The sequence below is a fragment of the Maribacter sp. R77961 genome, assembly GCF_044594925.1.
Lineage (GTDB): Bacteria > Bacteroidota > Bacteroidia > Flavobacteriales > Flavobacteriaceae > Maribacter.
Genome location: NZ_CP138991.1, coordinates 817,669 through 843,161, shown reverse-complemented (window position 1 = coordinate 843,161; position 25,493 = coordinate 817,669). Strand labels below are relative to the sequence as shown.

27 protein-coding genes are annotated in these 25,493 nt (G+C 37.9%); 17 read left to right on the top strand and 10 right to left on the bottom strand.

The features are described from left to right. The first annotated feature begins 18 nt into the window (after positions 1-18). Genes SJY09_RS03510 through SJY09_RS03495 form a run of 4 tightly spaced genes read left to right on the top strand, consistent with a single transcriptional unit; the run spans position 19 to position 3,096 of the window. Positions 19-801, top strand: a complete 783-nt coding sequence (locus SJY09_RS03510) for an ABC transporter ATP-binding protein (RefSeq protein ID WP_396638593.1) — start codon at positions 19-21, stop codon at positions 799-801. Positions 802-834: 33 nt separating this feature from the next. Then, entirely contained in the window at positions 835-2,184 is a 1,350-nt protein-coding gene (gene rmuC / locus SJY09_RS03505) for a DNA recombination protein RmuC (RefSeq protein WP_396637575.1), read from the top strand. 1 nt (position 2,185) lies between these two features. Beyond that, entirely contained in the window at positions 2,186-2,551 is a 366-nt protein-coding gene (locus SJY09_RS03500; protein ID WP_396637574.1) for a 6-phosphogluconate dehydrogenase, read from the top strand. Further along, the gene (locus SJY09_RS03495) at positions 2,551-3,096 is read left to right on the top strand and encodes an acyl-CoA thioesterase (RefSeq protein ID WP_396637573.1); all 546 of its coding nucleotides are present in this window, start codon (positions 2,551-2,553) and stop codon (positions 3,094-3,096) included. Before SJY09_RS03500 ends, SJY09_RS03495 begins: the two co-directional genes overlap by 1 nt. Here SJY09_RS03495 and pgl read toward each other — a convergent pair. Both pgl and zwf read right to left on the bottom strand, forming a co-directional pair. After that, positions 3,083-3,802: a 6-phosphogluconolactonase gene (gene pgl, locus SJY09_RS03490; RefSeq protein ID WP_396637572.1), complete on the bottom strand. Its 720-nt coding sequence runs from the start codon at positions 3,800-3,802 to the stop codon at positions 3,083-3,085. The genes SJY09_RS03495 and pgl overlap by 14 nt on opposite strands. Positions 3,803-3,894: 92 nt before the next feature. Next, complete coding sequence (gene zwf / locus SJY09_RS03485; RefSeq protein ID WP_396637571.1) at positions 3,895-5,427, bottom strand: glucose-6-phosphate dehydrogenase; 1,533 nt, start codon at positions 5,425-5,427, stop codon at positions 3,895-3,897. Between the two features lie 142 nt (positions 5,428-5,569). Here zwf and gndA point away from each other — a divergent pair, with 142 nt between their 5' ends. From gndA to SJY09_RS03465, 4 genes are all read left to right on the top strand, one after another. Next, a complete protein-coding gene (gene gndA, locus SJY09_RS03480) occupies positions 5,570-6,979 on the top strand; it encodes an NADP-dependent phosphogluconate dehydrogenase (protein ID WP_396637570.1) in 1,410 nt (469 codons plus the stop codon). Positions 6,980-7,108: 129 nt separating this feature from the next. After that, complete coding sequence (locus SJY09_RS03475; RefSeq protein ID WP_396637569.1) at positions 7,109-7,477, top strand: glyoxalase; 369 nt, start codon at positions 7,109-7,111, stop codon at positions 7,475-7,477. Between the two features lie 3 nt (positions 7,478-7,480). Further along, positions 7,481-7,831 (top strand): ribose-5-phosphate isomerase, encoded by a 351-nt coding sequence (locus tag SJY09_RS03470; RefSeq protein ID WP_396637568.1) that lies wholly within the window; start codon positions 7,481-7,483, stop codon positions 7,829-7,831. 60 nt (positions 7,832-7,891) lie between these two features. Continuing rightward, entirely contained in the window at positions 7,892-8,107 is a 216-nt protein-coding gene (locus tag SJY09_RS03465; RefSeq protein WP_396637567.1) for a hypothetical protein, read from the top strand. Positions 8,108-8,178: 71 nt separating this feature from the next. Here SJY09_RS03465 and carB read toward each other — a convergent pair whose 3' ends face one another. Beyond that, a complete protein-coding gene (gene carB / locus SJY09_RS03460; protein WP_396637566.1) occupies positions 8,179-11,031 on the bottom strand; it encodes a carbamoyl-phosphate synthase large subunit in 2,853 nt (950 codons plus the stop codon). Between the two features lie 89 nt (positions 11,032-11,120). Then, entirely contained in the window at positions 11,121-11,288 is a 168-nt protein-coding gene (rpmH, locus tag SJY09_RS03455) for a 50S ribosomal protein L34 (RefSeq protein WP_027067351.1), read from the bottom strand. A 239-nt stretch (positions 11,289-11,527) separates the two neighbouring features. Between rpmH and SJY09_RS03450 the strand changes: the two genes are divergently transcribed. After that, entirely contained in the window at positions 11,528-12,043 is a 516-nt protein-coding gene (locus SJY09_RS03450) for a DUF2892 domain-containing protein (RefSeq protein WP_396637565.1), read from the top strand. 244 nt (positions 12,044-12,287) lie between these two features. Here the strand turns inward: SJY09_RS03450 and SJY09_RS03445 are convergent, their stop codons facing one another. Continuing rightward, positions 12,288-13,244, bottom strand: coding sequence for a lytic transglycosylase domain-containing protein (locus SJY09_RS03445; RefSeq protein ID WP_396637564.1), 957 nt, complete (start codon positions 13,242-13,244; stop codon positions 12,288-12,290). Positions 13,245-13,288: 44 nt separating this feature from the next. Continuing rightward, positions 13,289-13,951, bottom strand: a complete 663-nt coding sequence (locus SJY09_RS03440) for an alpha/beta hydrolase (RefSeq protein ID WP_396637563.1) — start codon at positions 13,949-13,951, stop codon at positions 13,289-13,291. Between the two features lie 172 nt (positions 13,952-14,123). Here SJY09_RS03440 and SJY09_RS03435 point away from each other — a divergent pair, with 172 nt between their 5' ends. Further along, on the top strand, positions 14,124-14,417 hold the full coding sequence (locus SJY09_RS03435) for a GNAT family N-acetyltransferase (protein WP_396637562.1): 294 nt from the start codon (positions 14,124-14,126) through the stop codon (positions 14,415-14,417). A 29-nt stretch (positions 14,418-14,446) separates the two neighbouring features. Here SJY09_RS03435 and mtaB read toward each other — a convergent pair whose 3' ends face one another. From mtaB to SJY09_RS03420, 3 genes are all read right to left on the bottom strand, one after another. Next, positions 14,447-15,775, bottom strand: a complete 1,329-nt coding sequence (gene mtaB, locus SJY09_RS03430; RefSeq protein ID WP_396637561.1) for a tRNA (N(6)-L-threonylcarbamoyladenosine(37)-C(2))-methylthiotransferase MtaB — start codon at positions 15,773-15,775, stop codon at positions 14,447-14,449. A 28-nt stretch (positions 15,776-15,803) separates the two neighbouring features. Continuing rightward, a complete protein-coding gene (locus SJY09_RS03425; protein WP_396637560.1) occupies positions 15,804-16,973 on the bottom strand; it encodes a putative sugar nucleotidyl transferase in 1,170 nt (389 codons plus the stop codon). Positions 16,974-17,116: 143 nt separating this feature from the next. Next, on the bottom strand, positions 17,117-17,401 hold the full coding sequence (locus SJY09_RS03420; RefSeq protein ID WP_396637559.1) for a type B 50S ribosomal protein L31: 285 nt from the start codon (positions 17,399-17,401) through the stop codon (positions 17,117-17,119). A 182-nt stretch (positions 17,402-17,583) separates the two neighbouring features. Between SJY09_RS03420 and SJY09_RS03415 the strand changes: the two genes are divergently transcribed. The 7 genes from SJY09_RS03415 to SJY09_RS03385 all read left to right on the top strand — a co-directional run bounded on the left by SJY09_RS03415 (position 17,584) and on the right by SJY09_RS03385 (position 24,412). Beyond that, positions 17,584-18,108, top strand: a complete 525-nt coding sequence (locus SJY09_RS03415; RefSeq protein WP_396637558.1) for a DUF4199 domain-containing protein — start codon at positions 17,584-17,586, stop codon at positions 18,106-18,108. Between the two features lie 35 nt (positions 18,109-18,143). Then, on the top strand, positions 18,144-19,091 hold the full coding sequence (locus SJY09_RS03410; protein WP_396637557.1) for a glycosyltransferase family 2 protein: 948 nt from the start codon (positions 18,144-18,146) through the stop codon (positions 19,089-19,091). 57 nt (positions 19,092-19,148) lie between these two features. Then, positions 19,149-20,858: a phospho-sugar mutase gene (locus SJY09_RS03405; RefSeq protein ID WP_396637556.1), complete on the top strand. Its 1,710-nt coding sequence runs from the start codon at positions 19,149-19,151 to the stop codon at positions 20,856-20,858. Next, the gene (locus SJY09_RS03400) at positions 20,858-22,687 is read left to right on the top strand and encodes an ABC transporter ATP-binding protein (RefSeq protein WP_396637555.1); all 1,830 of its coding nucleotides are present in this window, start codon (positions 20,858-20,860) and stop codon (positions 22,685-22,687) included. Before SJY09_RS03405 ends, SJY09_RS03400 begins: the two co-directional genes overlap by 1 nt. Before the next feature lie 103 nt (positions 22,688-22,790). Continuing rightward, positions 22,791-23,330 carry an RNA polymerase sigma factor gene (locus tag SJY09_RS03395; protein ID WP_396638592.1) on the top strand — a complete coding sequence of 180 codons (540 nt, stop codon included), beginning with the start codon at positions 22,791-22,793 and terminating at the stop codon, positions 23,328-23,330. A gap of 130 nt (positions 23,331-23,460) precedes the next feature. Beyond that, on the top strand, positions 23,461-23,973 hold the full coding sequence (locus SJY09_RS03390) for a hypothetical protein (protein ID WP_396637554.1): 513 nt from the start codon (positions 23,461-23,463) through the stop codon (positions 23,971-23,973). Further along, positions 23,963-24,412 (top strand): hypothetical protein, encoded by a 450-nt coding sequence (locus SJY09_RS03385; protein WP_396637553.1) that lies wholly within the window; start codon positions 23,963-23,965, stop codon positions 24,410-24,412. The genes SJY09_RS03390 and SJY09_RS03385 overlap by 11 nt, the downstream gene beginning before the upstream one ends. 32 nt (positions 24,413-24,444) lie before the next feature. Here the strand turns inward: SJY09_RS03385 and SJY09_RS03380 are convergent, their stop codons facing one another. Continuing rightward, positions 24,445-25,485, bottom strand: a complete 1,041-nt coding sequence (locus SJY09_RS03380) for an oxidoreductase (protein WP_396637552.1) — start codon at positions 25,483-25,485, stop codon at positions 24,445-24,447. Positions 25,486-25,493: the final 8 nt, after the last annotated feature.

Here is a 25,493-nt window from a genome sequence, read left to right as displayed (position 1 = left end):
TTAAAAAAATTATAATTCATTAAAACAAAAGAGAACCATATCGCCTTAGAAGCAACCGATTTATCTATTGGTTATAAATCTGTATCCATTTGCGATAATATCAACTTTACCCTTCATAAAGGATTACTAGCCGCTGTAGTGGGGGTCAATGGTATAGGGAAATCTACCCTAATGCGTACGATTGGAAATTTTCAGCCTAGTATTTCCGGTACACTAAAAATTAAGGAGCAAAATGTGGTTGATTTTACCCCCTTAAAGTTTGCTACAACTCTTAGTGTGGTGCTTACAGAACCAATCACATCAAATAATTTAAGAGTTCAGGAACTTATTGCCTTGGGAAGGCAACCTTACACCAATTGGTTGGGCAATCTGTCTCCAAAGGACATTCTGAAAGTTAACGAAGCTATTGAACTACTTGAACTTTCCGAATTAAAGCACAAGAAATGTCATGAGATAAGTGATGGACAGTTACAACGTGTTTTAATCGCTAGAGCTATTGCGCAGGACACCGATATTATTCTCTTGGATGAACCAACCACCCATTTAGATTTATACCATAAAGTTCAAATCTTAAAATTGTTGAAATCCATTGCCCATCAGACCCTTAAAACTATCCTATTCACGAGCCATGAAATAGAAATGGCCATACAGCTCTGTGATAAAATGTTGATACTTGATGGTCTAAACAATCCTTTTGAACAACCCTGTAAACTCATCGAAAACAGGGCTTTTGAAAGTCTTTTTCCGTCGGATGCAGTACGATTTGATTCTATTACGGGTGCTTTTCGTATTCAGAAGTAACCTGTATCTTTACTACCGTATTTAGAACACATCATGAACGAGACATTATTATACATAATAATTGCCCTAGTTTTCCTTGGAGCGGGCTATTTCCTGGGCAATTACATCCAAAAGCTAAAAACTACTTCTAGCCAAAGCGAATTGGAAGAAAGAGAACGGCAAATGCAGCATAACTTAAACGTTTTAGAGCAACGACTGCGAGATACAGAAGAGCATAAAATTCATTTACAAAATGAAAAAGAACAACTTGGGAATCAACTCGTACGTTACCAAGCCGATAGGGAAAATTTACAACTCAAGAATAGGGAGCAGAAAGAAGAAGTAGAAAAGCTACAGGAGAAGTTTACCAAAGAATTTGAAAACCTCGCCAATAAAATCTTAGAGGAAAAAAGTTTAAAGTTTACGGAGCGTAACGAGAAAAATATAAAAAACATCTTAACGCCTTTGAACGAAAAGATTCAATTATTCGAAAAAAAGGTAGAAGAAAGTCAGAAAGAAAATATCAGTATCCACTCGGCACTAAAAGAGCAGTTATTGAACTTGCAATCTCAGAATCTGAAAATAACCCAAGAAGCGGAAAACCTTACAAAAGCTTTGAAAGGCGATAGTAAAATGCAAGGAAACTGGGGAGAATTGGTGTTGGAGCGTGTTTTGGAAAAGTCTGGCCTAGAGAAAGACAGAGAGTATAGCGTGCAGCAGAGTTTTACTAGAGAAGATGGTTCTAGAGTCTTACCGGACGTTATCATTAACCTGCCCGATGGAAAGAAAATGATTGTGGATTCAAAAGTTTCCCTTACGGATTATGAACGTTACATTAACGCAGAAGATGATTTACAAGAGAAATATCTAAAAGACCATATTAATTCTTTGAGAAGACATGTAGATCAATTGTCCGCTAAAAAGTATGAAGATTTATATGAGATGGAAAGCCCTGATTTTGTATTGATGTTCGTTCCTATAGAGCCTGCATTTGCTATTGCAATAAATAATGATAACTCATTGTATAACAAGGCTTTTGAACAGAATATTGTTATTGTAACACCTTCCACCCTACTAGCTACATTGCGTACAATTGATAGTATGTGGAATAATGAAAAACAACAACGTAATGCGATTGAAATTGCACGACAGGCAGGTGCTTTGTATGATAAATTTGAAGGATTTGTGGGCGACCTGACCAAGGTAGGTAAGAAAATGGACGATGCCAAGGACGAGTATAAAGGTGCCATGAACAAGTTGGTGGAAGGAAGAGGTAATATTATAACTAGTATTGAAAAGCTTAAGAAAATGGGCGCAAAGGCTAAAAAATCTATTCCAGAACCCATTTTAAAACGTGCTCAAGAAGATGATTTTGCAGAAGAGGAGCCTAAACTAAAATTGTAATATGAAAAAAATACTATTTCTATTTATTGGAGGACTCTCTGTGCTTTTAGCCGCCTATTACGCATTCATCTATTTTGTGCCCTATAGCGAGGGTGTGCGTTCTGGAGAGTTAATAAAAATAAGTCATAAGGGTGTTATCATTAAAACCTGGGAGGGGGAAATAAGTCAAGGTATTTCTGGAGCTCAAATTTTTGCGTTCTCTGTTTTAGATAAGGATAAAGACGTAATTGAAAAATTAAAGGAGTATCAAGGGCGCTATGTTAAAGTAAGCTATACGGAGCGCTTCGCTACTTTTGTATGGCTCGGAGACACCAAATATTTCATCACGGACGTAGAACAGGAGAATTCACCTCATTTTGGTAATTAATGGAAGATTATAAAAGCGTAAAAGAGTCTAGAGTTTCCATTACGGAATTGATGCTTCCCTCCCATTCCAACTTTGGCGGGAAAGTACATGGGGGGCATATTTTAAATCTAATGGACCAAATCGCGTTCGCCTGTGCCTCTAAACATTCAAGGCGTTATTGTGTTACAGCATCCGTAAATCGGGTAGATTTCCTGAACCCCATAGAGGTAGGTGAATTGGTCACTTTAAAAGCATCCATTAATTATACGGGGAGAACTTCTATGGTAGTCGGAGTTCGCGTAGAATCCGAAAATATTCAGACCGGGAAGAAAAAACATTGCAATTCCTCCTACTTTACCATGGTGGCCAAAAACGAAGATGGAAAAAGTGTGGCTATCCCTGGACTTTTAGTAACCGATGAGCAAGGCGTAAGGCGTTTTTCTCGCAGTAAGTATCGGAAAGAATCTGCCTTTAAAAGAGATACGAAGTTCGATTCCAGTAACTTTAATGTAACAGAATTTTTGGACGCACTAAAAACAGAAAATTGTAAAATTAGTCTTGGGTAACACCTTTAGCTGCGCTTTGGTCTAAAAACCATACTAATTTACCGGATTCCGGATTTACAAGACTTGCAGGATACTTTTCAAAATCTCCCGTTTTGTTAATAATCGCTGTAACTTTTTCCGCTTTACTTTCTCCCGTTACCAAAAAAGCAACTTCTTTTGACTTGTTAATTACTTTTCCGTTAATAGAAACGCGTTCTTGGCCAGATTCTGGATGCGTGGCCACAACGCAATGGTCGGTCGCATTCCATAAATCTATTTCATGCGGAAAAATAGAGGCCGTGTGACCATCATCTCCCATACCTAATATTACCAGGTCAAATTGAGGAATTTCGTCTACCCTATCCAAGTTAATTTCCAAAAGATTTGCATAACGCATCGCCTCTCCCGTTGGATTATTCTCTCCCAAAACACGATGAATATGTTCTTCTGGAATGTCAATTTTTGAAAAGAGATGGTCTAGCGTCATTTTATAGTTACTCTGTTCATCCGTTGGTGGTACGCAGCGCTCATCACCCCAATAAAAATGGATTTTACTCCAATCAATCTTATCGGCATAATCTGAAGCTAAAGTATCAAAGACAATCTTTGGAGTACTTCCCCCTGATAACGCAATATGTGCTGTTTCTTCCTTAGCCACAAAATCAGCTAAGTAGCTGGAAAAATTTTTCGCAACTTCGTTTTTATCCTTGTATATCTTTAATTCCATTTTAAATTTTTAAAAACCAGATCTCGACTCCGCTCGACCGGAAATTCAACTTAACTAATCTGTTCAGAACAACTAACTCCTAACTACTTAAACTAGCAAAGTACGCAGAAACCAGGGTCATCCGTCAAATTAGGACCTGGATTTCTCCACGAACCTATTCCGTCAATGAGTTCATCAGCATTTTCAGGCCCCCAAACGCCGGCAGCATAACCGTACATACGTACGTCCTTTCCGTTTTTCCAGTAGTCAAGAATAGGGTCTACGAACTCCCAAGCCGCTTCCACTTCATCTGCTCTGGCGTATAAAGTCGCGTCTCCTTGCATGGCATCCAACAATAAGCGTTCATAGGCCTCCATAACTTTTGTTTCCGCTAGACTATCATAATAAAAATCAAGATTGGCACGCTCCACTTTAAAACCTTGTCCAGGAACTTTCACCCCGAACTTTATCAAAATACCTTCATCTGGCTGTATGCGAATAATCAATTTATTATCCTTATTTTCCATACCGGTATCTTGAAAAATCTGATGATGCGGTGTCTTAAAATGTATGACCACCTCCGTGGCTTTAGTGGGCATCCTTTTGGCGGTACGCACATAGAACGGAACATCTTTCCATCGCCAATTATCCACATAAAATTTAATTGCGGCATAGGTCTCTGTTAAGGAGTCGTCATCTACATCATCCTCTTCGCGATAACCCTTTACAGGTTCGCCATCTATTTTTGAGGACATATATTGCGCTCGTATCGTATGGTCATGAAGCGTTTTATTGTCGTTCATAATTCGCAAAGATTTTAGCGCTTTTACCTTTTCGTTACGTATCTCTTCAGGTTCATCTCCAATAGGTGGCTCCATTACTACCAAAGAAACTATTTGTAAGAGGTGATTTTGAAACATATCTCGCAACGCTCCAGATTTATCGTAATAGCCACCGCGTTTCTCAACACCCACACTTTCTGCATTGGTGATTTCTACATGGTGTATGTAATTTCTGTTCCATAAAGGCTCAAAAATGCTATTTGCAAACCGGGTAACCAAAAGGTTTTGAACGGTTTCCTTGCCTAAATAATGATCTATTCTATAAATTTGACTTTCATTAAAATGCTGCTGTAATCCCTTATTTAGTTGCCTGGCGGTTTCTAAACTATAGCCAAAAGGCTTTTCTACTATTAAACGTTTCCAACCATTATTTTGTGTACTTAAACCAGCTTCAGCTAAACTTTTAGCAATAGCTTCATATAACGTTGGGGGCGTAGAAAGGTAGTACATGATATTCCCCGCTGTTTTTTGGTCATTGTTTAATTGATGAATACGTTTTTTTAAACCAACATAATCTCCGTCATATTTATCGCCTAAATCCTCATAAAAAAACTTAGATGCAAACGTTTGCATCTCCTTTTTAGACACATCTTTACTTTTTTCCTTGAGGTATTTGCTCTCTAAGACTACTTTATCACGAAACGCATCGTCACTCATATTACTTCGACTAGCACCCAATACCACAAAATTTTCTGGGAGTTGCTTGGCTTTAAAAAGATTAAAAAGCGCAGGAACTAATTTCCTTGCAGTTAAATCTCCCGATGCACCAAAAATAACGAGCATCTGGTTTTTTGTTTTTTTCATAAAGAGAGCATCAAATTAGTCTATAAAAGTATCGAAAAGATAAGGTAATCGCAACGAGTTTACACGAAGATAATGCCCTACAAAAGATATTTTCGTTTATTTTTGATTCTATAGAATCTTATTTAAAAAAAAGCAGTACAGTATGGAGCAGAAATATGATTTTGGATTGGTAGGATTGGGCGTTATGGGAAGGAACTTTATCCTAAACGTCGCCGATAACGGGTTTACAGCTTTTGGTAACGATTTGGACACCGAAAAAGTAAACGCCCTTATTGAAGAAGGTGGTGATACTACTAAAATAAATGCCACTACAGATGCCAAGGTTTTCATCAATGCACTTTCAAAGCCCCGCAAGATTATGCTCCTAGTCCCTGCTGGGAAGGTGGTGGATATTGTCATATCAAATTTACTGCCAGATTTGGATGAAGGCGATATTATCATTGATGGCGGAAATTCATTTTTTACCGATACGGACAGACGCGAAGCGTATTTATCCGAAAAGGGAATCAACTTTTTTGGGGCAGGTGTTTCAGGCGGCGCAAAGGGCGCGCGCAAAGGGCCAAGTATTATGCCTGGTGGGAATAAAGAGGCCTATCAACATGTTAAACCTATTTTTGAAGCTGTTGCCGCCAAATACCAAGGTGAACCTTGTGTCGCCTATTTAGGTCCAAAATCTGCGGGAAACTACGTAAAAATGGTCCATAATGGTATTGAATACGGATTAATGCAGTTGACCTCGGAAATTTATGACGTACTCAAAAAAGGGGGTGACTTTTCTAATGATGAATTACATGTTACCTATGCCAAATGGAATGCGGGCCGATTACAATCCTTTCTGGTAGAAATAACTTCCGAAATATTTGAACAGGAGGATGATTTGAGTGATGGCCGTCTCGTGGATAAAATATTGGACAAGGCGAAACAAAAAGGAACCGGAAAATGGACTAGCCAAAATGCAATGGATTTAGGTATTCCTGTACCTTCCATAGATATTGCGGTAAGTATGCGCGAAATATCCGCACTTAAAGAAGAACGTATAAAAGCAGATGGACTTTATGACCGACCTAAAGTGGCGCATATGGATAAAGCCAAACTAGAAAAGCTCAGTGAAGAAGCACTATACTTTTCTTTTATTATCACCTATGCACAAGGCTTGCACCAATTAGCGGATGCTTCTAAAGAATATGGTTATGAGCTAGATATTGCTGTTATTGCTAAAATATGGCGGGCAGGTTGTATTATCCGAGCGGGACTATTGGCAGATATTACTGAAGCGTTTAAGACGAACGAAAAACTACCAAACCTCTTGCTCTCTCCTACTTTTGTAGAAAAAGTGCAGGGTACGGTTGATGCAGCGCGTGAGTTAGTCGCTTATGGCGCAACGAACGGAATACCTCTACCAGGACTTTCAAACTCCCTCACCTATTTTGATGCCTATACCTCCTCTAGGTTGCCATTAAATGTGATACAAGCGCAGCGTGATTATTTTGGCTCACACACCTATGAACGTTTGGACAAAGAAGGTGTTTTTCATACCGAGTGGGAGGAGTAGCTAGAAGAATAATTACCATATAATGAATCTTATAACTATTTTTCATTTGCCGAAAACAGACTCTATAGCATAAAGTTGAGATTTTTATCTTGTAGTACTGATGCAGCACCGAATCAGAAAAAATTCATAATGAAACTATCAGGAAAATCCATCAGAACCTTTATTGGCGCCAAGGATTATACTACTTCTAGAAATTTCTATACCGATTTGGGATTTCAGGAAGTTATAACATCTAAAAATATGTCCTATTTCTTTAGTGGTGATTTTGGATTCTACCTACAAGACGCTTATGTAAAGGACTGGGTAGACAATTCCATGATTTTCTTTGAGGTCACTGATTTAACAAGCACCTTAGCGCACATTAAAAATCTAAAACTACCGGAGAAATACGACAGTGTGCGCTTATCAGAAATTGTACATAACGATTGGGGAAGCGAATTCTTTCTCCACGATCCTAGCGGTGTTTTATGGCACTTTGGAAATTTTAAAACGCCCTGACCATTGCCAAAAGCCCAGTACCATATCTATGTTATAGAACTCTCTAGAAAGGTTTTTACCGAAAACAGAAAGTTCAGGGAAGCGAATCCTCAATTTAATGGTGTTCTGGAATGTTTGTATGTAGGCATGACCAGTAAAAGTCCTCAGGAACGTTTTGAGCAGCATAAAACGGCCTATAGAAACAAGAAAGGGCATAAACTATCTGCCAACATCGTAGAAAAGTACGGGCTATACCTTCGTGGAAGCCTCTACAATCATATAGCCCCGTTGCGCACTAGAGCCGAGGCTTTAAAAATGGAGGAAACGCTTGCCCTAGAATTGCGCCGTAAAAAATATGCGGTCTGGTTCAATTAGTCCACATTTTAAACCTTACCCAACTTTCATAGTCCAATTAAAAACATAAAATTTAAGATTATGAAAAAGTCCCTTATTTTACTTATCGTTGTTTTCATGTGCGGTTTTACTTCCTGCGCTACAAGCATTAGGACCAAAACTCCCGAAAGAGTTTTCGTAGTTCAAAAAAGACCAGCCCATTATAAAGTTGTCAAGGTAAATGGAAAACGGTATTACCATTGGAGCGGTAAACACTACACCAAAACTAGAAGAGGTTATGTTTTCGTAAAAGTATAACCTACGCTTATTTTATAAAAAAAACCCCCGGATTTTCGGGGGTTGTCCTATGTGATTATATGAGTATTGAATTACTTACTCAAATACATTTTTCTTCTAGCGTAAAGATTGTAAAATTCATCATCCTTAAGACTATCTATGAATAGGATACTTTCTCCCGTACTCTTCATCTCAGGACCTAAATTCTTATTTACGTTAGGGAATTTGTTGAAAGAGAAAACAGGTTGTTTTATCGCGTAACCATCTAACTGCGGATTAAAATCAAAATCCTTAATTTTTTTCTCTCCTAACATTACTTTGGTCGCGTAATTTACATAAGGTTCCTTATAAGCCTTCGCTATGAAAGGAACCGTTCTTGATGCACGAGGATTCGCCTCAATGATATAGACCATATCATCCTTAATCGCAAACTGAATGTTTATTAAACCTACCGTATTCAATGCTAGAGCTATTTTTTTGGTATGGTCTTTTATCTGTTGCATTACAAACTCACCAAGATTAAACGGTGGCAATGTGGCATTGGAATCTCCGGAATGTATACCACAAGGTTCTATATGCTCCATGATACCAATGATGTAAACATCGTTACCGTCACAAATAGCATCTGCTTCTGCTTCTATAGCGCCATCTAAATAATGGTCTAACAGCAGCTTATTATTAGGAATCTTTCGAAGTAAATCCACAACGTGCTCTTCCAACTCTTCCTTATTGATGACAATTTTCATCCCCTGCCCACCTAATACATAAGAAGGTCTTACCAATAAAGGAAAGTTAAGTTTATCTGCAAGCTGCAGTGCTTCATCCGCTGTTTCAGCGACACCAAATTCTGGAAAAGGAATATTGTTCTCTTTTAGCAAGGTTGAGAAGCTTCCTCTATCCTCCGCTAAATCGAGCGATTCAAAACTAGTACCAATAATCTTAATTCCGTATTTGGATAATTTTTCAGCAAGTTTTAGAGCGGTCTGTCCACCCAACTGTACAATAACGCCTTCTGGTTTCTCATGACGGATAATATCGTAAATATGCTCCCAGAAAACTGGCTCAAAATATAATTTATCCGCCGTATCAAAATCGGTTGAAACCGTTTCAGGATTACAGTTGATCATTATAGTCTCATAGCCGCATTCTGCCGCAGCTAAAACGCCATGCACACAACAATAATCGAACTCAATACCCTGCCCTATCCTATTTGGGCCAGAACCCAAAACTACTATTTTCTTCTTATCGGTTACGATACTATCGTTCTCTACATATCTTGTTCCGTCCGGTTTTTCAATTTCTTCCTCAAAAGTGGAATAGTAATACGGGGTCATCGCTTTAAATTCGGCCGCACAAGTATCCACCAATTTGTAGACTCTATTGATGTTTAGTTCCGTACGTTTATTATATACTTCACTTTCGTAGCAGTCTAGCATATGTGCTATTTGCCTATCTGCAAAACCTTTTTGCTTAGCCTCTAATAAGAGGTCTTTGGTCAATGTTGCTATGGTGTACTTAGAAATTTCTTTTTCTAACTGAAACAGCTCTTCGTATTGTTTTAAGAACCACATATCAATCTTAGTGATCTCATAAATTCTGCTTAGAGGAATCCCCATTTGAATAGCATCATAAATCACAAAAACCCTATCCCAACTAGGTATCGTTAGCTTGCTTATGATTTGGTCGTAATCTTTATATCCCTTTCCATCAGCTCCCAATCCGTTTCTCTTAATTTCTAGCGACTGCGTGGCCTTATGCAGTGCTTCTTGAAAAGAACGACCAATGCCCATTACCTCTCCAACAGCCTTCATTTGTAATCCTAAAGTACGATCAGACCCTTCGAACTTATCAAAGTTCCAACGCGGTATTTTTACAATAACATAATCCAAAGTAGGCTCGAATAAGGCAGAAGTAGATTTTGTAATCTGATTTTCCAATTCGTCCAAAGAGTACCCAATAGCCAGCTTCGTTGCCACTTTTGCGATAGGATAACCCGTTGCTTTAGATGCCAAAGCTGAGGAACGTGAAACACGTGGATTAATCTCTATGGCAATGATATCCTCTTCTTCATCCGGACTCACGGCAAACTGTACATTACAACCCCCTTCGAAATCGCCAATACTACGCATCATGTGAATGGCCATATCTCGCATCTTCTGATAGGTCTTATCAGAAAGTGTCATGGCAGGTGCAACGGTAATAGAATCTCCCGTATGTATTCCCATAGGATCCATATTCTCAATAGCACAAATGATGACTACATTATCATTTTTATCCCTTAACAATTCCAGCTCATACTCTTTCCAACCCATTAGGGCCTTATCTATCATTACCTCGTGTATCGGGGAAATCTCAAGACCATGACTTAAAAGCGCATCAAAATCTTCCGGTTTATGTACAATTGAAGCTCCAGCACCACCAAGGGTATAAGAGGCTCTAATTACAAGTGGAAAACCGAATTCCTGAGCAATTTCTTTACCTTTTAAGAAGGATGTTGCCGTGGCTTGGGGTGCCATACCTACACCTATTTTTAACATTAATTCACGGAACTGCTCCCTATCTTCTGTAATATTAATGGCATCGATATCTACACCTATCATTTGCACATCAAAATCTTCCCAAATTCCTTTTTTATCTGCCTCAATACATAGATTAAGGGCCGTTTGGCCTCCCATTGTAGGAAGAACAGCGTCAATTTGAGGGTGTTCTTTTAAGATTTCTATGATCGATTTTGTAGTCAATGGTTTCAAGTAAATATGATCGGCCATCGAAGGATCGGTCATAATTGTAGCGGGATTACTATTTATCAAAATAGTTTCAATTCCGTCTTCCTTCAAAGAACGTAATGATTGTGATCCGGCGTAATCAAATTCGCAGGCTTGACCAATGATAATCGGTCCTGAACCAATAATTAAAATCGAGTTTAAATCTTTTCTTTTCGGCATGTTATGATATAGTGTGTAGTTATTGAACAAAAAAAAGGTGCTACTTTTAAAAAAGTAACACCTTCAATATTTTAAAAAATTGAAATCATTTATTTCTTGTGTCTTGTTTCAGAGGATACAGTTAACTTCTTTCTACCTTTTGCTCTTCTTCTTGCAAGAACTTTTCTACCGTTTACGGAAGCCATACGCTCACGAAAACCATGTTTATTCTTTCTCTTTCTCTTTGAAGGCTGATATGTTCTTTTCTGTCCGGGCATTTTTTAAACCTTTTCGTTGTTTAATATTTTACAGAATCATCTGCAAAACTGGGCGCAAATATACAAAGAGTTTTTTCTTTGACAAGTGCTTATGAAAAAAATTTTTTATTAATTCTTTACACTTCAAAACCAAGCTTTTCCCTAATTTTGCCCGAACCGATTTAAAATAACCAAAGTACATAAATAATACGTCATTTTCAATTACCGCTAATTAAAAAAGACGCTACAAAAATAGCACTATGTTCAATAAAAATATTAAACTCGTTATCGCCGGATTAATCATTGCCTTTGCCATTTATCAAATGATTGAAGGCTACATAGGAAATGGAATATTTTTAATATTATTATCGCTCATCTTTATATTCCTTTATTTTAGAAACGAGATTATCCTTTTGGCTTTCCTAAGAATGCGAAAGCAAGATTTAACAGGAACTCAAAACTGGTTGAACAAAATAAAGAATCCTGAAGGAGCGCTTACCACAAAACAACAGGGGTATTACAATTATTTACATGGTATCATTTTTTCACAAACCAATTTAACCCAAGCGGAAAAGTATTTTAAGAAAGCCCTAAAGCTTGGTCTTACGATGGACTATGATGTTGCCATGGCCAAATTAAGCTTAGCTGGTATATCCATGCAAAAAAGGCGTAAAAGAGAAGCTACTATGCTGCTCAATGAAGCGAAAAAATTAGATAAGAACAATATGTTGACCGAGCAGATTAGAATGATGCAGCAGCAAATGAAGAAGATTTAGTTAGCAGTTAGCAGTTAGCAGTTAGCAGTTAGCAGTTAGCAAAGTACTGTTTCCTAAGTCATCTTTTTTATGGATTCCAAAAAGTTAGTTTCTATTCTAGGATTTGTAGCCGTCCAAATGCTATACCAATAGTTAATTCTAAAAATGTAAAAATGCTCTTAGCAATGCTGACACTTTATCCTTGGGCAGAAAAAATTAATAGTTATTAACTAAACACGGTCAACCGGAAACCTTACACTAGTACCTATTTAGACTCCATATAATAACCCTTGTTGGGAATCTCAATCGTATATTTCTTTCTGGAGTTATTGTTAAGGTGTGGTTCCCTTAACCACGGGTTGTGTCTTTTTAATATCTTATAAGTTATCTCGTATTCCTTCGCAAAGTCTGCAAAGCTGCTCACAGGCTTATCTATCTCAACGGTAAAAGTAGGAACGGCATTGTACATATCTTCTTTATCTATTTGGAAACCATATTTTTCAGGATTAGAAAGTATCTCCTTTATAGCCATAATCCGAAACACATATCGTCCGGTTTCTTGCCCTAACAGTAGGTCATAGTAATTGTCCACTTTCTGAATTCTCATGTATTTATTGATTCCACCAGGTCCGGCATTGTAGGCCGCTGCCGTAAGTGTCCAACTGCCATATTTATTTTTCCATTTGTTAAGATACTCGCAAGCTACCTCCGTAGACTTTTCTAAATGATACCTTTCATCAACATTGGAATTTACTTCCAGACCATACTCCCTGCCTGTTTCTCTCATAATCTGCCAAAAACCGGTAGCCCCGGCATGGGACACAACGTTGGTTAAACCACTCTCCGCAACTGCTAAGTACTTGAAATCGTCAGGGATTCCATTTTTCGCTAAAATAGGTTCTATAACCGGGAAATATTTGTGGGCCCGCTTCATCAATAACAAAGCGTTGGATTGCCAGTAGGTATTCACCAAAAACTCTCTATCTACCCGCTCCATTATTTCGGGATCTTCCTGTGGAACTACCTCTCCGGCAAAATTTAAATCTTCCGGAATATCAATTGATGAAATTCGGTAAGACGAAGTAACATTTTTTTCGATGCTATCATTAACAACAGTATTGGTATTTTTGCTTGCAACGGTATTAGACTTTACAGCAAAAATTAGTGTGCCCATAACAAAGACCACTCCCAAAATCATCAAAACCTTCTTTAAAATCTTCATCTTTCTTACTTTTAGTTACATTCAAAGGTATTAATAGAACAGTCTTATTCCAAAATAATTGTAGGCAGGTGCTCATTAAACCATTTTGCCCTATGAATTATCATGGTATGTGTACCATTCTTCACTAGAATACAATCCTTAATGTTTTTTACTGGAAAAACAGTATCCTTTTCACCCTGTATATGAATAAGGTTTTTATCGTATTTGGTTTGCCGCCAGTTTACCATTTCATGGATACACCAATCTATGTAAAATTTGTCGCGGATAGACAAATACTTTTCATAGAGTTCCAATCGTTTCGTTACCGTTTCTCCAAAGGCATACTTGGCCAATAACTCTACATTGTTCACCAACCCTGTTGGTAAGAGTCTATGCACACTAGTGTAACGTGCAAATAACATGCGGTTCGGTAATTCTGATTTTTGTTTAATACTGGAAACGATAATTATTTTTAATACGGGGATTATCTTAGCCATCTCCTGTACTAACAAACCACCAAAAGAAACACCTAATAATACCGGGCGCTCATATTTAATCAGTTTGCACATTTGGTGTGCATACTGCGAAATAGACTGACCTTTAACAGGTATTTTCCACTCTAGTACATGTAGCTCAAATCTATCCTTAGGTAAACTGATATACTCAAAAATCTTACCGCTGGCAGCCATTCCGGGCATAAGGTAGATATGTGTTTTGGAATTGACCATAATATACGAACACCGTAAAAACTAGGAATTTAGGTATTTTTTCACTAGCTTTGATAACTATTTTTTAATCTAATTTTGGAGAGATTTAAAGATATTTTAACCAAATATAGACGAATTACGATTAGAGAACATCGTAATTTTTTTGTCTAAAACCAACACTAAAATAAACTATATGAACGATGTTATTATTAAGGACAATGCTTTCTTGCGTCAATTTGAAACAACCGTAGAAGGTAAGCTCGCAAAAATCGAGTATTCATCTCAAGAAAGAAAAGTGTTTTTGACCAAACTAGTAGTTCCCGAAGGAGTTACCAAAGAGGGGTTCAAAGAAAATTTCATCAAATCCGTTCTTCACCACATTCAAGAAAAGAACTTAAGAGTGGTTCCTACCAGCCCTTCAATCGCTGGGTTCTTAAGGAAGAACAGACAGTACAAAGAAATGCTGCCAGTCGGCATTAGAATTTAAAAAAAAGCCTCTCATTCGAGAGGCTTTTTTTATAGTAGTACTTCACTATTCAAAAAATCGATAGCCACTACCCCATCTGCGGCAATTTCCTTTAGCCTTACTTTATGAAGTGTATTTACCAGAGCCGGATTCCAAGGAGCTTTTACTTTTACATAGTTTTCTGTAAATCCTTGAATGTAACCTCCCCTGTTTTCTCCTTCAAATAAAACCTCTAATTCCGAACCAACTTGACTTTCATAAAAAGCTCTGCGTTTTTTAACGGATAAAGCCCTTAACATTTTACTCCTTTTGTTACGAACGTTTTTAGGAACTACACCTTCCATCGTTGCAGCTTCCGTGTTGTCTCTTTCGGAATACGTAAATACATGTAGGTAGGAAATATCCAACTCATTTAAAAAATGATAGGTTTCTAAAAAATTTGCTTCCGTTTCCCCTGGAAATCCAACAATAACATCCACACCTATACAACAATGGGGCATAACTTGTTTTATCCTTTGAATACGTTCGGTATACAACGCAGTCAAATACCTACGCTTCATCAGTTTTAGCAGCACATCGCTTCCACTCTGTAAGGGAATGTGAAAATGTGGAACAAAGGCATTGCTATTGGCCACAAAATCTATGGTTTCGTTTTTTAATAAGTTAGGCTCTATTGAGGAAATACGAAGCCTACTAATCCCATTTACCTTGTCTAAAGCTTTAACTAAATCTAAAAATGTATGTTCATGTTTTTTGTTCCCGAATTCACCTTTGCCATAATCTCCAATATTAACACCTGTGAGTACGATTTCCTTAATTCCCTGACCAGCTATCTCAGCAGCGTTCTGAAGTACATTTGCTAAAGAATCGCTTCTAGAGATGCCTCTTGCCAATGGTATAGTACAGTAAGTACATTTATAGTCGCATCCATCCTGTACTTTTAGAAAAGCCCTTGTTCTGTCTCCTATGGCATAACTCCCTACGTAAAAATCGGCATCAGCAATTTCACAGGAATGAACTTCACCAAAATCGTTTTTAGAGAGGTCATTGATGTAATCACCAATTTTAAATTTCTCCGTTGCCCCAAGTACCAAATCCACTCCATCAACAGCAGCAAGTTCTTCAGGTTTTAATTGCGCATAACAACCAACCGCAGCTATAAAAGCTTCAGGGTTCCCTTTTTGCGCTTGTTTTACTATTGTTTTAAACTTTTTATCAGCATTATCGGTTACCGAGCAGGTATTTATTACATACATATCTGCCTTCTCAGAGAAATCCACACGCTCAAAGCCATCTTTCACTAAACTCCTTCCAATTGTAGAAGTTTCAGAAAAATTAAGCTTACAGCCTAAAGTATAGAATGCTACTTTCTTGTTCATATCTGTGATCTAGGTATTCGAAAAAGAACTAGTACTTTCGCCATTTCTTGGTTTCCTCAAATACATGATTTAATATATCCGCCTCAATTTCATTAAACTCCACTCCTCTTCTCGCCATCATTACCTTTGCTGCTTCAAAAGCCTTTGTAGGCATGTAGGTGGAAAAACCGGAAGCACCACCCCAACTAAAACTAGGAATAAAGTTTCTTGGGAAGCCAGGCGTATACACGTTTACGTTTACACCAACTACAGTACCTGTATTCAACATGGTGTTAATCGCGGTTTTACTATGGTCACCCATCATAAGACCACAAAACTGTAGTCCGGTCTGTTCAAATTTCTCAGTGGCGTAATTCCATAAACGCACCTTAGCATAATTATTTTTAAGGTTAGAATTATTGGAATCCGCACCAATATTGCACCATTCTCCAAGAACGGCATTTCCTAGATACCCTTCATGTCCTTTACTAGAATATCCGAAAATAACGGAATTGCTTACCTCGCCACAAACTTTGGAATGTGGACCAATGGTTGTTGGTCCATAAAGTTTACCTCCCATTTTAATTGTAGCGTTAGCGCATAGTGCCAGGCCACCTCTAATGAGACTACCTTCCCAAATTTCCGCATTCTTGCCTATATAAATAGGTCCATCGGTCGCATTAAGAATACTGTATTCCACCTTTGCACCTTCTTCCAAGAAAATACGTTCAGGGTGAATAAGATTGTTGGTATTTGAAATAGGTTGAGATACCCTTCCTTTGGTCAAAAAATCAAAATCGGCTTGTAATGCAGCTCCGTTCTTTGAAAAAACATCCCAAGTATAGCTAATACTCAAAGTATCCTCATCAAAAATGACTTTATCTAGGGAACTATAATTTTCTAATACCTCGCTAGACCGGTAAGCTACCAATCTATCACCGGTATATAAGACTTGATTCTCTTTAAGTTCTTTAATCGCAGTAACTAATTGCTCATTAGGCAAAAACGATGCATTTATGAATATGTTCTCCTTTTCAAGGGTTAAAGGATACTTTGTTCCCAAATAATCCACTGTATGATAAGAAATATCGCCTTTCAGGTACCCTACCCATTTTTCCTTTATGGTCATAATCCCTATCCTAATTTCTCCTACGGGTCTCGTAAAGGTAAAAGGCAAAAGATTAGTTCTTACTTCACCGTCAAAAAGAACATAATTCATATAAATATATTTTTTTTGCAAAATTAACTATTCTAAAGCTTCTTGAAAGAATTATTGACCAAGGGCAAAAAACTTGGCTATCTTAAAACAAAAAACGCCCTCGATACCATATCAAGGGCGTTTATTTATATGCTAAGAATAATTTACTCGTCCTCTTTTGCTTTATCAGCAGCTTCTGGCTTTGCAAATTTCTTGTACTTGTTCTTAAACTTATCAATACGTCCTGCAGTATCCAAGAATTTAGCCTTACCTGTGTAAAATGGATGAGACGTTCTAGAGATTTCCAATTTAACCAAAGGGTATTCAACGCCATCTACTTCTACCGTTTCTTTTGTATCAGCAGTGGATTTCGTTAAAAATACTTCGTCGTTAGACATGTCCTTGAAGGCAACTAATCTATAATTTTCTGGGTGTATTCCTTTTTGCATTGTTTCAAACTTTAACGCACCCATTCCAACGGGCACTGGTTTTAAGGCTGCAAATTTAGTTATTTTCTAGAAATGACCAATTTATTATTTCAAAAAAGATGAAATTATTTTGTACTTTGAACGTAACATTTTATTAAAAATGAATACCAACTACATAAATCAACCTTAACAAAAACAAAATTATGGAAGAAAATCAACCTAAAACAGGAAAGTACGCACTTAATTATGGCCTTTTACTAGGAGCTGTAAGTGTAGTTTTTGCATTTATGCTTTACACTGCCGACATGCATTACAAGGGCGGCGCGGCAGTTATGCTAATCAGTGTTGCTTTGATGTTAGCCGCAGTGGTATTTGCTATGATTCAATTTAAAAAAGCAAATAATGGATTCATGTCCTTTGGACAGGCATTAAAAATTGGGGTTGGCGTTTGTTTAGTCGGTGGTGTCATAGGAATTATATTTAATCAACTAATGGCAAATGTCATTGACCCTGAAATGATGACTAAAGCTATGGAATATCAAAAAGGTCAATTAATGGAGACCACTTCTCTTACACCAGATCAAATTGAGGGACAGCTTGAAATGCAAAAAAAGTTCACTACGCCGTCTATGCAAATTATTTTTGGTCTCATAATTACGATAATTATTGGTTTCGTTGTATCACTAATTCCAGCCTTAGTACTAAAAAAGCAGGAAAATCTAGACTAAGTTTGTACTTTTGAAGGGAATTTCTGAAGCAACCAATGCAGCTATCTATTGTAATTCCTTTATTAAACGAAGACGAATCGCTCAAAGAGCTTCATGATTGGATTGTATCTGTAATGCAATCCAATCATTTTTTATATGAAATCATATTTGTAGACGATGGTAGTACCGATGACTCTTGGTCCATTATCTCCAACCTATCCAAGGACGACCCTAACGTTAAGGGAATACGGTTTCACCGTAATTTTGGGAAATCGCAAGCGCTCCATGCAGGTTTTAAAGCAGCTTCCGGAGAAGTAGTAATTACTATGGATGCTGACTTGCAGGATAACCCTGAGGAAATTCCAGCCCTTTACAACATGATTCGTTCAGAGGGTTACGACCTTATATCTGGGTGGAAGAAAAAAAGATACGACTCCATTATTTTCAAAAACCTACCCTCCAAATTATTTAACTGGGCCGCTCGCAGGACTTCTGGAGTAAAACTGCACGATTTCAATTGTGGCTTAAAAGCATATGACCAAACCGTAATCAAAACCATTGAAGTTTCCGGGGAGATGCACCGCTACATTCCTGTTTTGGCCAAAAACGCCGGATTCTCTAAAATTGGCGAGAAGGTAGTACAGCATCAATCTAGAAAATACGGAAAGACAAAATTTGGTATGGAACGTTTTATTAACGGCTTTCTGGACCTGATTACGATTTGGTTCGTTTCTAAATTTGGGAAAAGACCTATGCATCTTTTTGGGGCATTAGGTGTGGTCATGTTCCTCATCGGTTTTGGCTTTGCGCTATATTTGGGTATCGATAAATTATTCCTAAATCCCTTTGGAAGACTAATAACCGATAGACCTCAATTCTATATTGCACTGACATCCATGGTTATTGGAACCCAGTTGTTTTTAGCCGGATTTTTAGGAGAAATTATGATACGATCCAAACGAGAGGAAAAAAGATATGTCATTGCCGATAAGATAGCCCTCTAGTGACGCTTAAATTTAATTTTCTTTGTAAATTTAATTACTAACACTAAAACAGATTACATGGATAACTTCCTTGATACCGCCAAAAGCTGGATGACCGATTTTTTTGACCCAGCCATTAAAAAAGAAATTCAACATTTAATTGATACCGACACCGATGAACTAAAGGACAGATTCTATAAAAATATGGAATTTGGAACGGGTGGTATGCGCGGTGTAATGGGCGTTGGCACCAATAGAATTAACAAATACACTCTGGGTAAAAGTACGCAAGGCTTAAGCAATTACCTCAATAAGACGTATGCGGGAGAGGATATAAAAGTAGTTATTGCTTTTGATTGTCGCCATAATAGCGATACGCTGGCAAGAACCGTGGCCGAAGTTTTTTCCGCAAACGGAATTAAAGTATACCTCTTTTCTGAATTACGTACCACTCCAGAACTTTCTTTTGCGGTACGTCATTTAGATTGCCACGCAGGAATTGTACTAACGGCATCACACAATCCTCCAGAATATAACGGTTATAAAGTATACTGGACAGATGGCGGACAGATTGTACCGCCTCAAGATGGGGAAATTATTGCGGAAATCAACTCCTTGAGTGTTGAGGCCATTAAGTTTGAAGCTAATGATAGTTTGATCGCGGTAATTGACAAAGAAGTTGACGAGGCCTTCATAGAAGCATCCGTCCAAAATGGAAACTTCAATGCCGCTGGAAAAGATGATTTTAAAATTGTCTTCACCTCCCTTCATGGTACTTCTATAACAGCTATACCAGAAGTTCTAAAAAGAGCTGGATACAAAAATGTGACAGTAATTGAAGAACAGGCCAAACCGGATGGTAATTTCCCAACGGTAAAGTCACCTAATCCAGAGGAATCCGAAGCTTTATCCATGGCAGTGGCCAAAGCAGAGGAAATAGGTGCGGATATGGTTGTGGGTACGGACCCAGATAGTGACCGATTGGGTATCGCTGTTAGAAATCTGGACGGAAAAATGGAAATCGTCAACGGAAACCAGGCCATGGTGCTAATGACGAAGTTCCTTTTAGAAAAAAGAAAAGATTTAGGTTTTAAGGGTAATGAGTTTATAGCAACCACCATTGTTTCTACACCTATGATGGAAGCAATGGCCAAAGCCTATGGAGTTGAGTTTAAAACAGCTTTGACCGGTTTTAAATGGATTGGAAAAATGATTAAGGATTTCCCGGAATCCGATTTTATAGGAGGTGGTGAAGAAAGTTTTGGATATATGGTGGGTGATTTTGTTCGTGATAAAGATGCCGTAACCTCTACCCTACTGGCTTGCGAAATTGCAGCACAGGCAAAGGCAAACGGTAGCTCTTTTTATAAAGATTTAATTGATTGTTATGTTGACTATGGTTTCTACAAAGAACATCTGGTATCCATAACAAAAAAGGGAATCAGTGGTGCTGAAGAAATTAAGCAGATGCTGAAAGATTTCAAGGAAAACCCGGTAAGCTCGGTTGCGGATTCTAAGGTTAAATGGATTGAGGATTATAATACATCCACAGCAAAAAACGTCCTTACAGGGGAAGAAAAAGTTATCGATATTCCAAAATCCAATGTTTTAATTTATGAAACCGAGGATGGTACACGTGTAGCCGCTAGGCCAAGTGGTACGGAACCTAAGATAAAATTCTATATCAGCACAAATACAAGCTTGGATAAAGCAGAAAATTACAAAGCTGTAGCCGCTACGCTAGACGCCAAAATAGCGCGTATTTTAAGCGAGCTTAAATTGAGTTAATGGATTATTTTAAGAAGATTCTTCGCTTTGCTAAACCGTATAGCCGTTATGGTTATCTAAACATTTTCTTTAATATTCTTTACGCTTTGTTCAGTGCACTCTCCTTTGCTGCATTGATTCCTATGCTCAATGTACTTTTTGAACAAACAGAGCCTGTGACCGAGCTTCCTGTTTTTGAAGGTATCAGCAACGCTAAAGACTATTTCATCGACTATTTAGGCTATCATGTTACACAATATGCGGGCGAAGATAAAATGCAAGCGCTTGTCCTTGTCATTGGACTGATTTTAATACTATTTCTGCTGAAAAACCTATTCAATTACTTGGCCATGTATTTTATCACTTTTCTTAGGAATGGTGTTCTCAAGGATATTAGGAATAGTATGTACCGTAAAATAACAGCACTCCCTATTTCTTACTATTCCGAAAAACGGAAAGGCGATGTTATTGCTAGGATTTCTTCTGATGTATTGGAAATTCAACATTCTTTCCTTTCTATTTTAGAACTCATAGTACGGGAACCGCTGACCATTTTGTTTACCATATTAATTATGTTCGGAATCAGTGGAAAACTAACGCTTTTTGTATTTATTTTCATTCCACTTGCCGGGATGATAATCTCTAGAATAGGAAAATCCCTGAAAAAGAAATCTGATGATGTTCAAAGAGAGCAAGGTGAATTTTTATCGGTAATAGAAGAAACCTTAAGCGGACTAAGGGTAATCAAAGCTTTTAATTCAGAATCTCGTTTCTATCAAACTTTTAGTGCCTCTACCCAGCGTTTTTGTAATTTTAGCAATACGCTTTTAAATCGTCAAAACCTTGCCTCACCAACGGGTGAGTTTTTGGGTATTTTGGTCATAGGTGTCTTATTATGGTTTGGTGGAAAAATGGTTTTGGTCGATGAAACACTAGACCCTGCCTCTTTCATTGCTTACATGGGCTTGGCCTACAATATCCTTACCCCCGCCAAAGCTATTAGTAAAGCATCTTATGGCGTTAAAAAAGGTAATGCCGCTGCGGAGCGGGTATTGGAAATACTAGAAACCAAAAACCCTATTGCAGAGATTGCAAATGCCACAGAGAAAACACTTTTTGAACGCACTATTACACTCGAAAATATTTCTTTTAAGTATGAGGAGGACTATGTGTTAAAGAATTTTAACCTAAATGTACCCAAAGGAGGCACGGTGGCTTTGGTAGGTCAGTCCGGTAGTGGCAAGAGTACTATCGCCAATCTGGTAACACGCTTTTATGATGTGAACGAAGGCACCATCAAAATAGATGGAATTGATATAAAGGACCTTTCAAAAAAATCGCTTCGAGGGCTATTGGGCCTGGTTACGCAAGATTCCATTCTCTTTAATGATTCCGTCCAGAACAATATTGGTTTAGGGAAAGAAGGAGCTTCTTTGGAAGAAATCCAAGATGCGGCCAAAATTGCAAATGCCCATGATTTTATAATGGACCTGCCAAAGGGTTATGACACCAACATTGGCGATAGCGGCAATAAACTAAGTGGTGGTCAAAAACAGCGTTTGTCCATAGCACGGGCGGTTTTAAAGAATCCACCAATTATGATTTTGGACGAGGCCACCTCCGCTTTGGATACAGAAAGTGAAAGACTGGTACAAGATGCACTAGAAAAGATGATGAAGAACCGAACGTCTATCGTTATTGCGCACCGACTATCCACTATTCAGAATGCGGACAACATTGTAGTGCTCCAAAAGGGAGAAATCGTAGAGCAAGGGTCTCATTCAGAATTACTTGCAAAAAATGGGGCGTATAAGAAATTGGTTGATATGCAATCGCTCGGGGCTTCATAAAAACATTTATATCCCCCTTCGTGGTTCCCAAAACCCAATTTGTCCATAGTACAAATTAAACCTTTCAAGTATCTAACGGTCTTAATTGAAAATTTACACACGCTTGGTTGCCGAAGAAACTTTAGTTAAAGAACTAAAAAACAAAAAAACTCAAACAAAAGCATTTGAGGTGTTAGTGAGCACTTATAAAGAGCGATTGTATTGGCATGTCAGGAGAATCGTATTAAACCATGATGATGCAGATGATGTATTACAGAATACCTTTATTAAGGTATACCGCAATATCGAAGGGTTTAAAGGAGACAGCAAACTGTTCTCATGGATGTACCGTATAGCCACAAACGAATCTTTAAGCTTTTTAAAACAGCAGTCAAGAAAACTGGGGTTGAATGACGGAGCATACCAAGATCGCTTAGTAACGCAATTAGAGGCTGATGTGTACTTTGAAGGTGATGCCATTCAACTTCAACTACAAAAAGCCATTGCTAGCTTACCGGAAAAACAGAGATTAGTTTTTAACATGAAATATTTCGAGGAACTGAAATACGAAGAAATTTCAGAAATATTGGATACTTCGGTAGGTGGCCTCAAGGCATCCTATCATTTAGCCGTAAAAAAAATTAAGTTACATTTAAAGAAATAAGCTTGGGGCAATGCATGAGGCACTCAAAAGAAAATTACTATTGATTTTATTGCAAGCATCTGCTCATTTTAAATCTCGAATATTAAGTGAAGATTAAACCTTTTAATATATTGATAGTCAAAGTATAGTGATGGAAGAATTCGATAAAAATAACCCTTTTAGAACGCCCGATGGCTATTTTGACAAGTTTTCGGAATCACTTAGGGATGCCGTAGGCCAAGAAGTGCCAAAGCTGCCTAACGAGGATGGTTTTGTCCTACCTGATGGGTATTTTGAAAACTTACATTCCAATATTCAGCAAAAGTTAACTAAAGATGAAACAAAAGTAGTTCAGCTATATCCTTTCAAAAAATACTATATGGCTGCTGCGTCCATAGCTGCGCTATTTCTTTTGGTGTTAGGTTTTAATTGGAATACCGGTCAAGAAGTTTCTTGGGATGATTTAGCAAATGCGGATATTGACACTTATTTTGAAAATAATGATTTTGGATTGACTTCCTACGAACTTGCTGAAGAAATCCCCGTTGATGAATTGGTACTGAGCGATTTTTTAAACACCCAATTAAATGATGAATATATCATAGATTACCTTGATGAAAATATCGATGATTTTGATGACTTAAATTTAGAAGATGAAGAATAAATTATTTCTTATAACGCTCCTATTTACGGTAACCTTCTCTTTTAGCCAAGGCAAGGAGCGGCGCGATAAAATAAAATCCTTAAAAGTGGCTTTCTTAACGGAACGTTTAGAATTAAGCGCTAAAGAAGCACAACAATTCTGGCCTGTTTATAACGATTATGAGCAAAAAAGAGAAGCCCTACGCAAAAAGGAACGCACACAAATACGAAGCAAAATTAGAGATGCGGCAGACCTTACAGAGAAAGAGGCAGCCAATTTACTTACGCAATATTTAAGTTTTGAAGAAGAGGAAGAAGAACTGGACAAATCTTTCATTAAGGATATAAGCAAAGTAATCTCAGCTAAAAAAACTTTATTACTCCTGCGTTCTGAGGAAGAATTTAAACGACAGTTGATTAAGCAGTACCGGCACAATAAAGGTGGTGGCCCAAGGCAATAATGAATAGCTGGGATTTTACGGATAGCGTTAAACTAATCACTACTAAAGGATAGTTTAGCAATTCTATTGTTACCTGCAGCATAGGCAATAGAATCGTTCTTAAAACGAAGGGTATAGAAAGCTTCGTTGGACAAGCGTTTCCAAGTCGTACCCATATCACTAGAATAAGAAATACCAGTAAAACCAAGCGCTACTATTTCTTGCCCCTTACTACCGGGAACAAAACGAATACAGCTCTTATATTCGGGAGGTTGCCCATCTGCCAATAGCTCCCAAGTTTTTCCGCCATCTTTTGTGATGGCTTTATTGGCCTTATTCGCCTCTGGTTTGGTATAATCACCGCCTATGGCAATTCCTAAATTCTCATCCCAGAAATCAATTGAATAAATACCCTCTGCATCTCCTTCATTTATAATCGGTGTTCGAAAGGATTTCCAGGTTTTTCCTTTATCAGGAGAAAAAAGGATACGGCCACTTGTCGTCGCTATCCAGGTTTTGTCTCCAATCGTTTTAATATTGGTGTTACTTGCAGCAAAAGCACCCTCCCCCTTAATTCTTGCCGGTAATTCAGAACAGGGAATTTTCATCCAATGGTGCCCGCCGTCTCTTGTTATTATTATAGACAAACATCCGTTTACACTATCGCCAATGGCAATGCCTTCGCGGTTGTTCCAAAACGTCATGGCATCGTAAAAAACGCCTTCACCCTCTTCCTTGTAAACTAAGTCCATTTTGCCGTCCTCCCCAGTTTTATACAAAAGTGCAGGATTGGCAACGGAGAGCATGAAAAAATCAGTAGCATTAAAAGCGACCGCTCTAAATTCTGGGATATAAGTATGGTATTTCTCTATATTTGCCCTGACCGTACCAGTGGTCAAATCCAGAGTTCCGAAAGTGCCTTTATTCGCTGCAAAAGCCAAACTGTTCCCCATAATTTCAATAGCTCTTATACTTAAGGAATCTTCATAGACCGTATCTATTTTCACTGAAGTAAAGGGTTTTGAAATTTTGGACTCTATACAGGCGTTACAAACGATAAATAGTACAATAATAACGAAGTAGCGCATCAACATAAATTTGT

Excerpts from the sequence above, each read along its gene's own strand:
- SJY09_RS03450 (WP_396637565.1), top strand. The coding sequence starts at position 11,528 with ATGTTCAATAAAAATATTAAACTCGTTATCGCCGGATTAATCATTGCC.
- SJY09_RS03475 (WP_396637569.1), top strand. The coding sequence starts at position 7,109 with ATGAAACTATCAGGAAAATCCATCAGAACCTTTATTGGCGCCAAGGAT.
- rpmH (WP_027067351.1), bottom strand. The coding sequence starts at position 11,288 with ATGCCCGGACAGAAAAGAACATATCAGCCTTCAAAGAGAAAGAGAAAG.
- SJY09_RS03405 (WP_396637556.1), top strand. The coding sequence starts at position 19,149 with ATGGATAACTTCCTTGATACCGCCAAAAGCTGGATGACCGATTTTTTT.
- SJY09_RS03440 (WP_396637563.1), bottom strand. The coding sequence starts at position 13,951 with ATGGTCAATTCCAAAACACATATCTACCTTATGCCCGGAATGGCTGCC.
- SJY09_RS03445 (WP_396637564.1), bottom strand. The coding sequence starts at position 13,244 with ATGAAGATTTTAAAGAAGGTTTTGATGATTTTGGGAGTGGTCTTTGTT.
- pgl (WP_396637572.1), bottom strand. The coding sequence starts at position 3,802 with ATGGAATTAAAGATATACAAGGATAAAAACGAAGTTGCGAAAAATTTT.
- carB (WP_396637566.1), bottom strand. The coding sequence starts at position 11,031 with ATGCCGAAAAGAAAAGATTTAAACTCGATTTTAATTATTGGTTCAGGA.
- SJY09_RS03435 (WP_396637562.1), top strand. The coding sequence starts at position 14,124 with ATGAACGATGTTATTATTAAGGACAATGCTTTCTTGCGTCAATTTGAA.
- rmuC (WP_396637575.1), top strand. The coding sequence starts at position 835 with ATGAACGAGACATTATTATACATAATAATTGCCCTAGTTTTCCTTGGA.
- SJY09_RS03500 (WP_396637574.1), top strand. The coding sequence starts at position 2,186 with ATGAAAAAAATACTATTTCTATTTATTGGAGGACTCTCTGTGCTTTTA.
- SJY09_RS03420 (WP_396637559.1), bottom strand. The coding sequence starts at position 17,401 with ATGCAAAAAGGAATACACCCAGAAAATTATAGATTAGTTGCCTTCAAG.
- SJY09_RS03465 (WP_396637567.1), top strand. The coding sequence starts at position 7,892 with ATGAAAAAGTCCCTTATTTTACTTATCGTTGTTTTCATGTGCGGTTTT.
- SJY09_RS03410 (WP_396637557.1), top strand. The coding sequence starts at position 18,144 with ATGCAGCTATCTATTGTAATTCCTTTATTAAACGAAGACGAATCGCTC.
- SJY09_RS03495 (WP_396637573.1), top strand. The coding sequence starts at position 2,551 with ATGGAAGATTATAAAAGCGTAAAAGAGTCTAGAGTTTCCATTACGGAA.
- SJY09_RS03425 (WP_396637560.1), bottom strand. The coding sequence starts at position 16,973 with ATGAATTATGTTCTTTTTGACGGTGAAGTAAGAACTAATCTTTTGCCT.
- mtaB (WP_396637561.1), bottom strand. The coding sequence starts at position 15,775 with ATGAACAAGAAAGTAGCATTCTATACTTTAGGCTGTAAGCTTAATTTT.
- SJY09_RS03385 (WP_396637553.1), top strand. The coding sequence starts at position 23,963 with ATGAAGAATAAATTATTTCTTATAACGCTCCTATTTACGGTAACCTTC.
- SJY09_RS03380 (WP_396637552.1), bottom strand. The coding sequence starts at position 25,485 with ATGTTGATGCGCTACTTCGTTATTATTGTACTATTTATCGTTTGTAAC.
- gndA (WP_396637570.1), top strand. The coding sequence starts at position 5,570 with ATGGAGCAGAAATATGATTTTGGATTGGTAGGATTGGGCGTTATGGGA.
- zwf (WP_396637571.1), bottom strand. The coding sequence starts at position 5,427 with ATGAAAAAAACAAAAAACCAGATGCTCGTTATTTTTGGTGCATCGGGA.
- SJY09_RS03415 (WP_396637558.1), top strand. The coding sequence starts at position 17,584 with ATGGAAGAAAATCAACCTAAAACAGGAAAGTACGCACTTAATTATGGC.
- SJY09_RS03390 (WP_396637554.1), top strand. The coding sequence starts at position 23,461 with ATGGAAGAATTCGATAAAAATAACCCTTTTAGAACGCCCGATGGCTAT.
- SJY09_RS03400 (WP_396637555.1), top strand. The coding sequence starts at position 20,858 with ATGGATTATTTTAAGAAGATTCTTCGCTTTGCTAAACCGTATAGCCGT.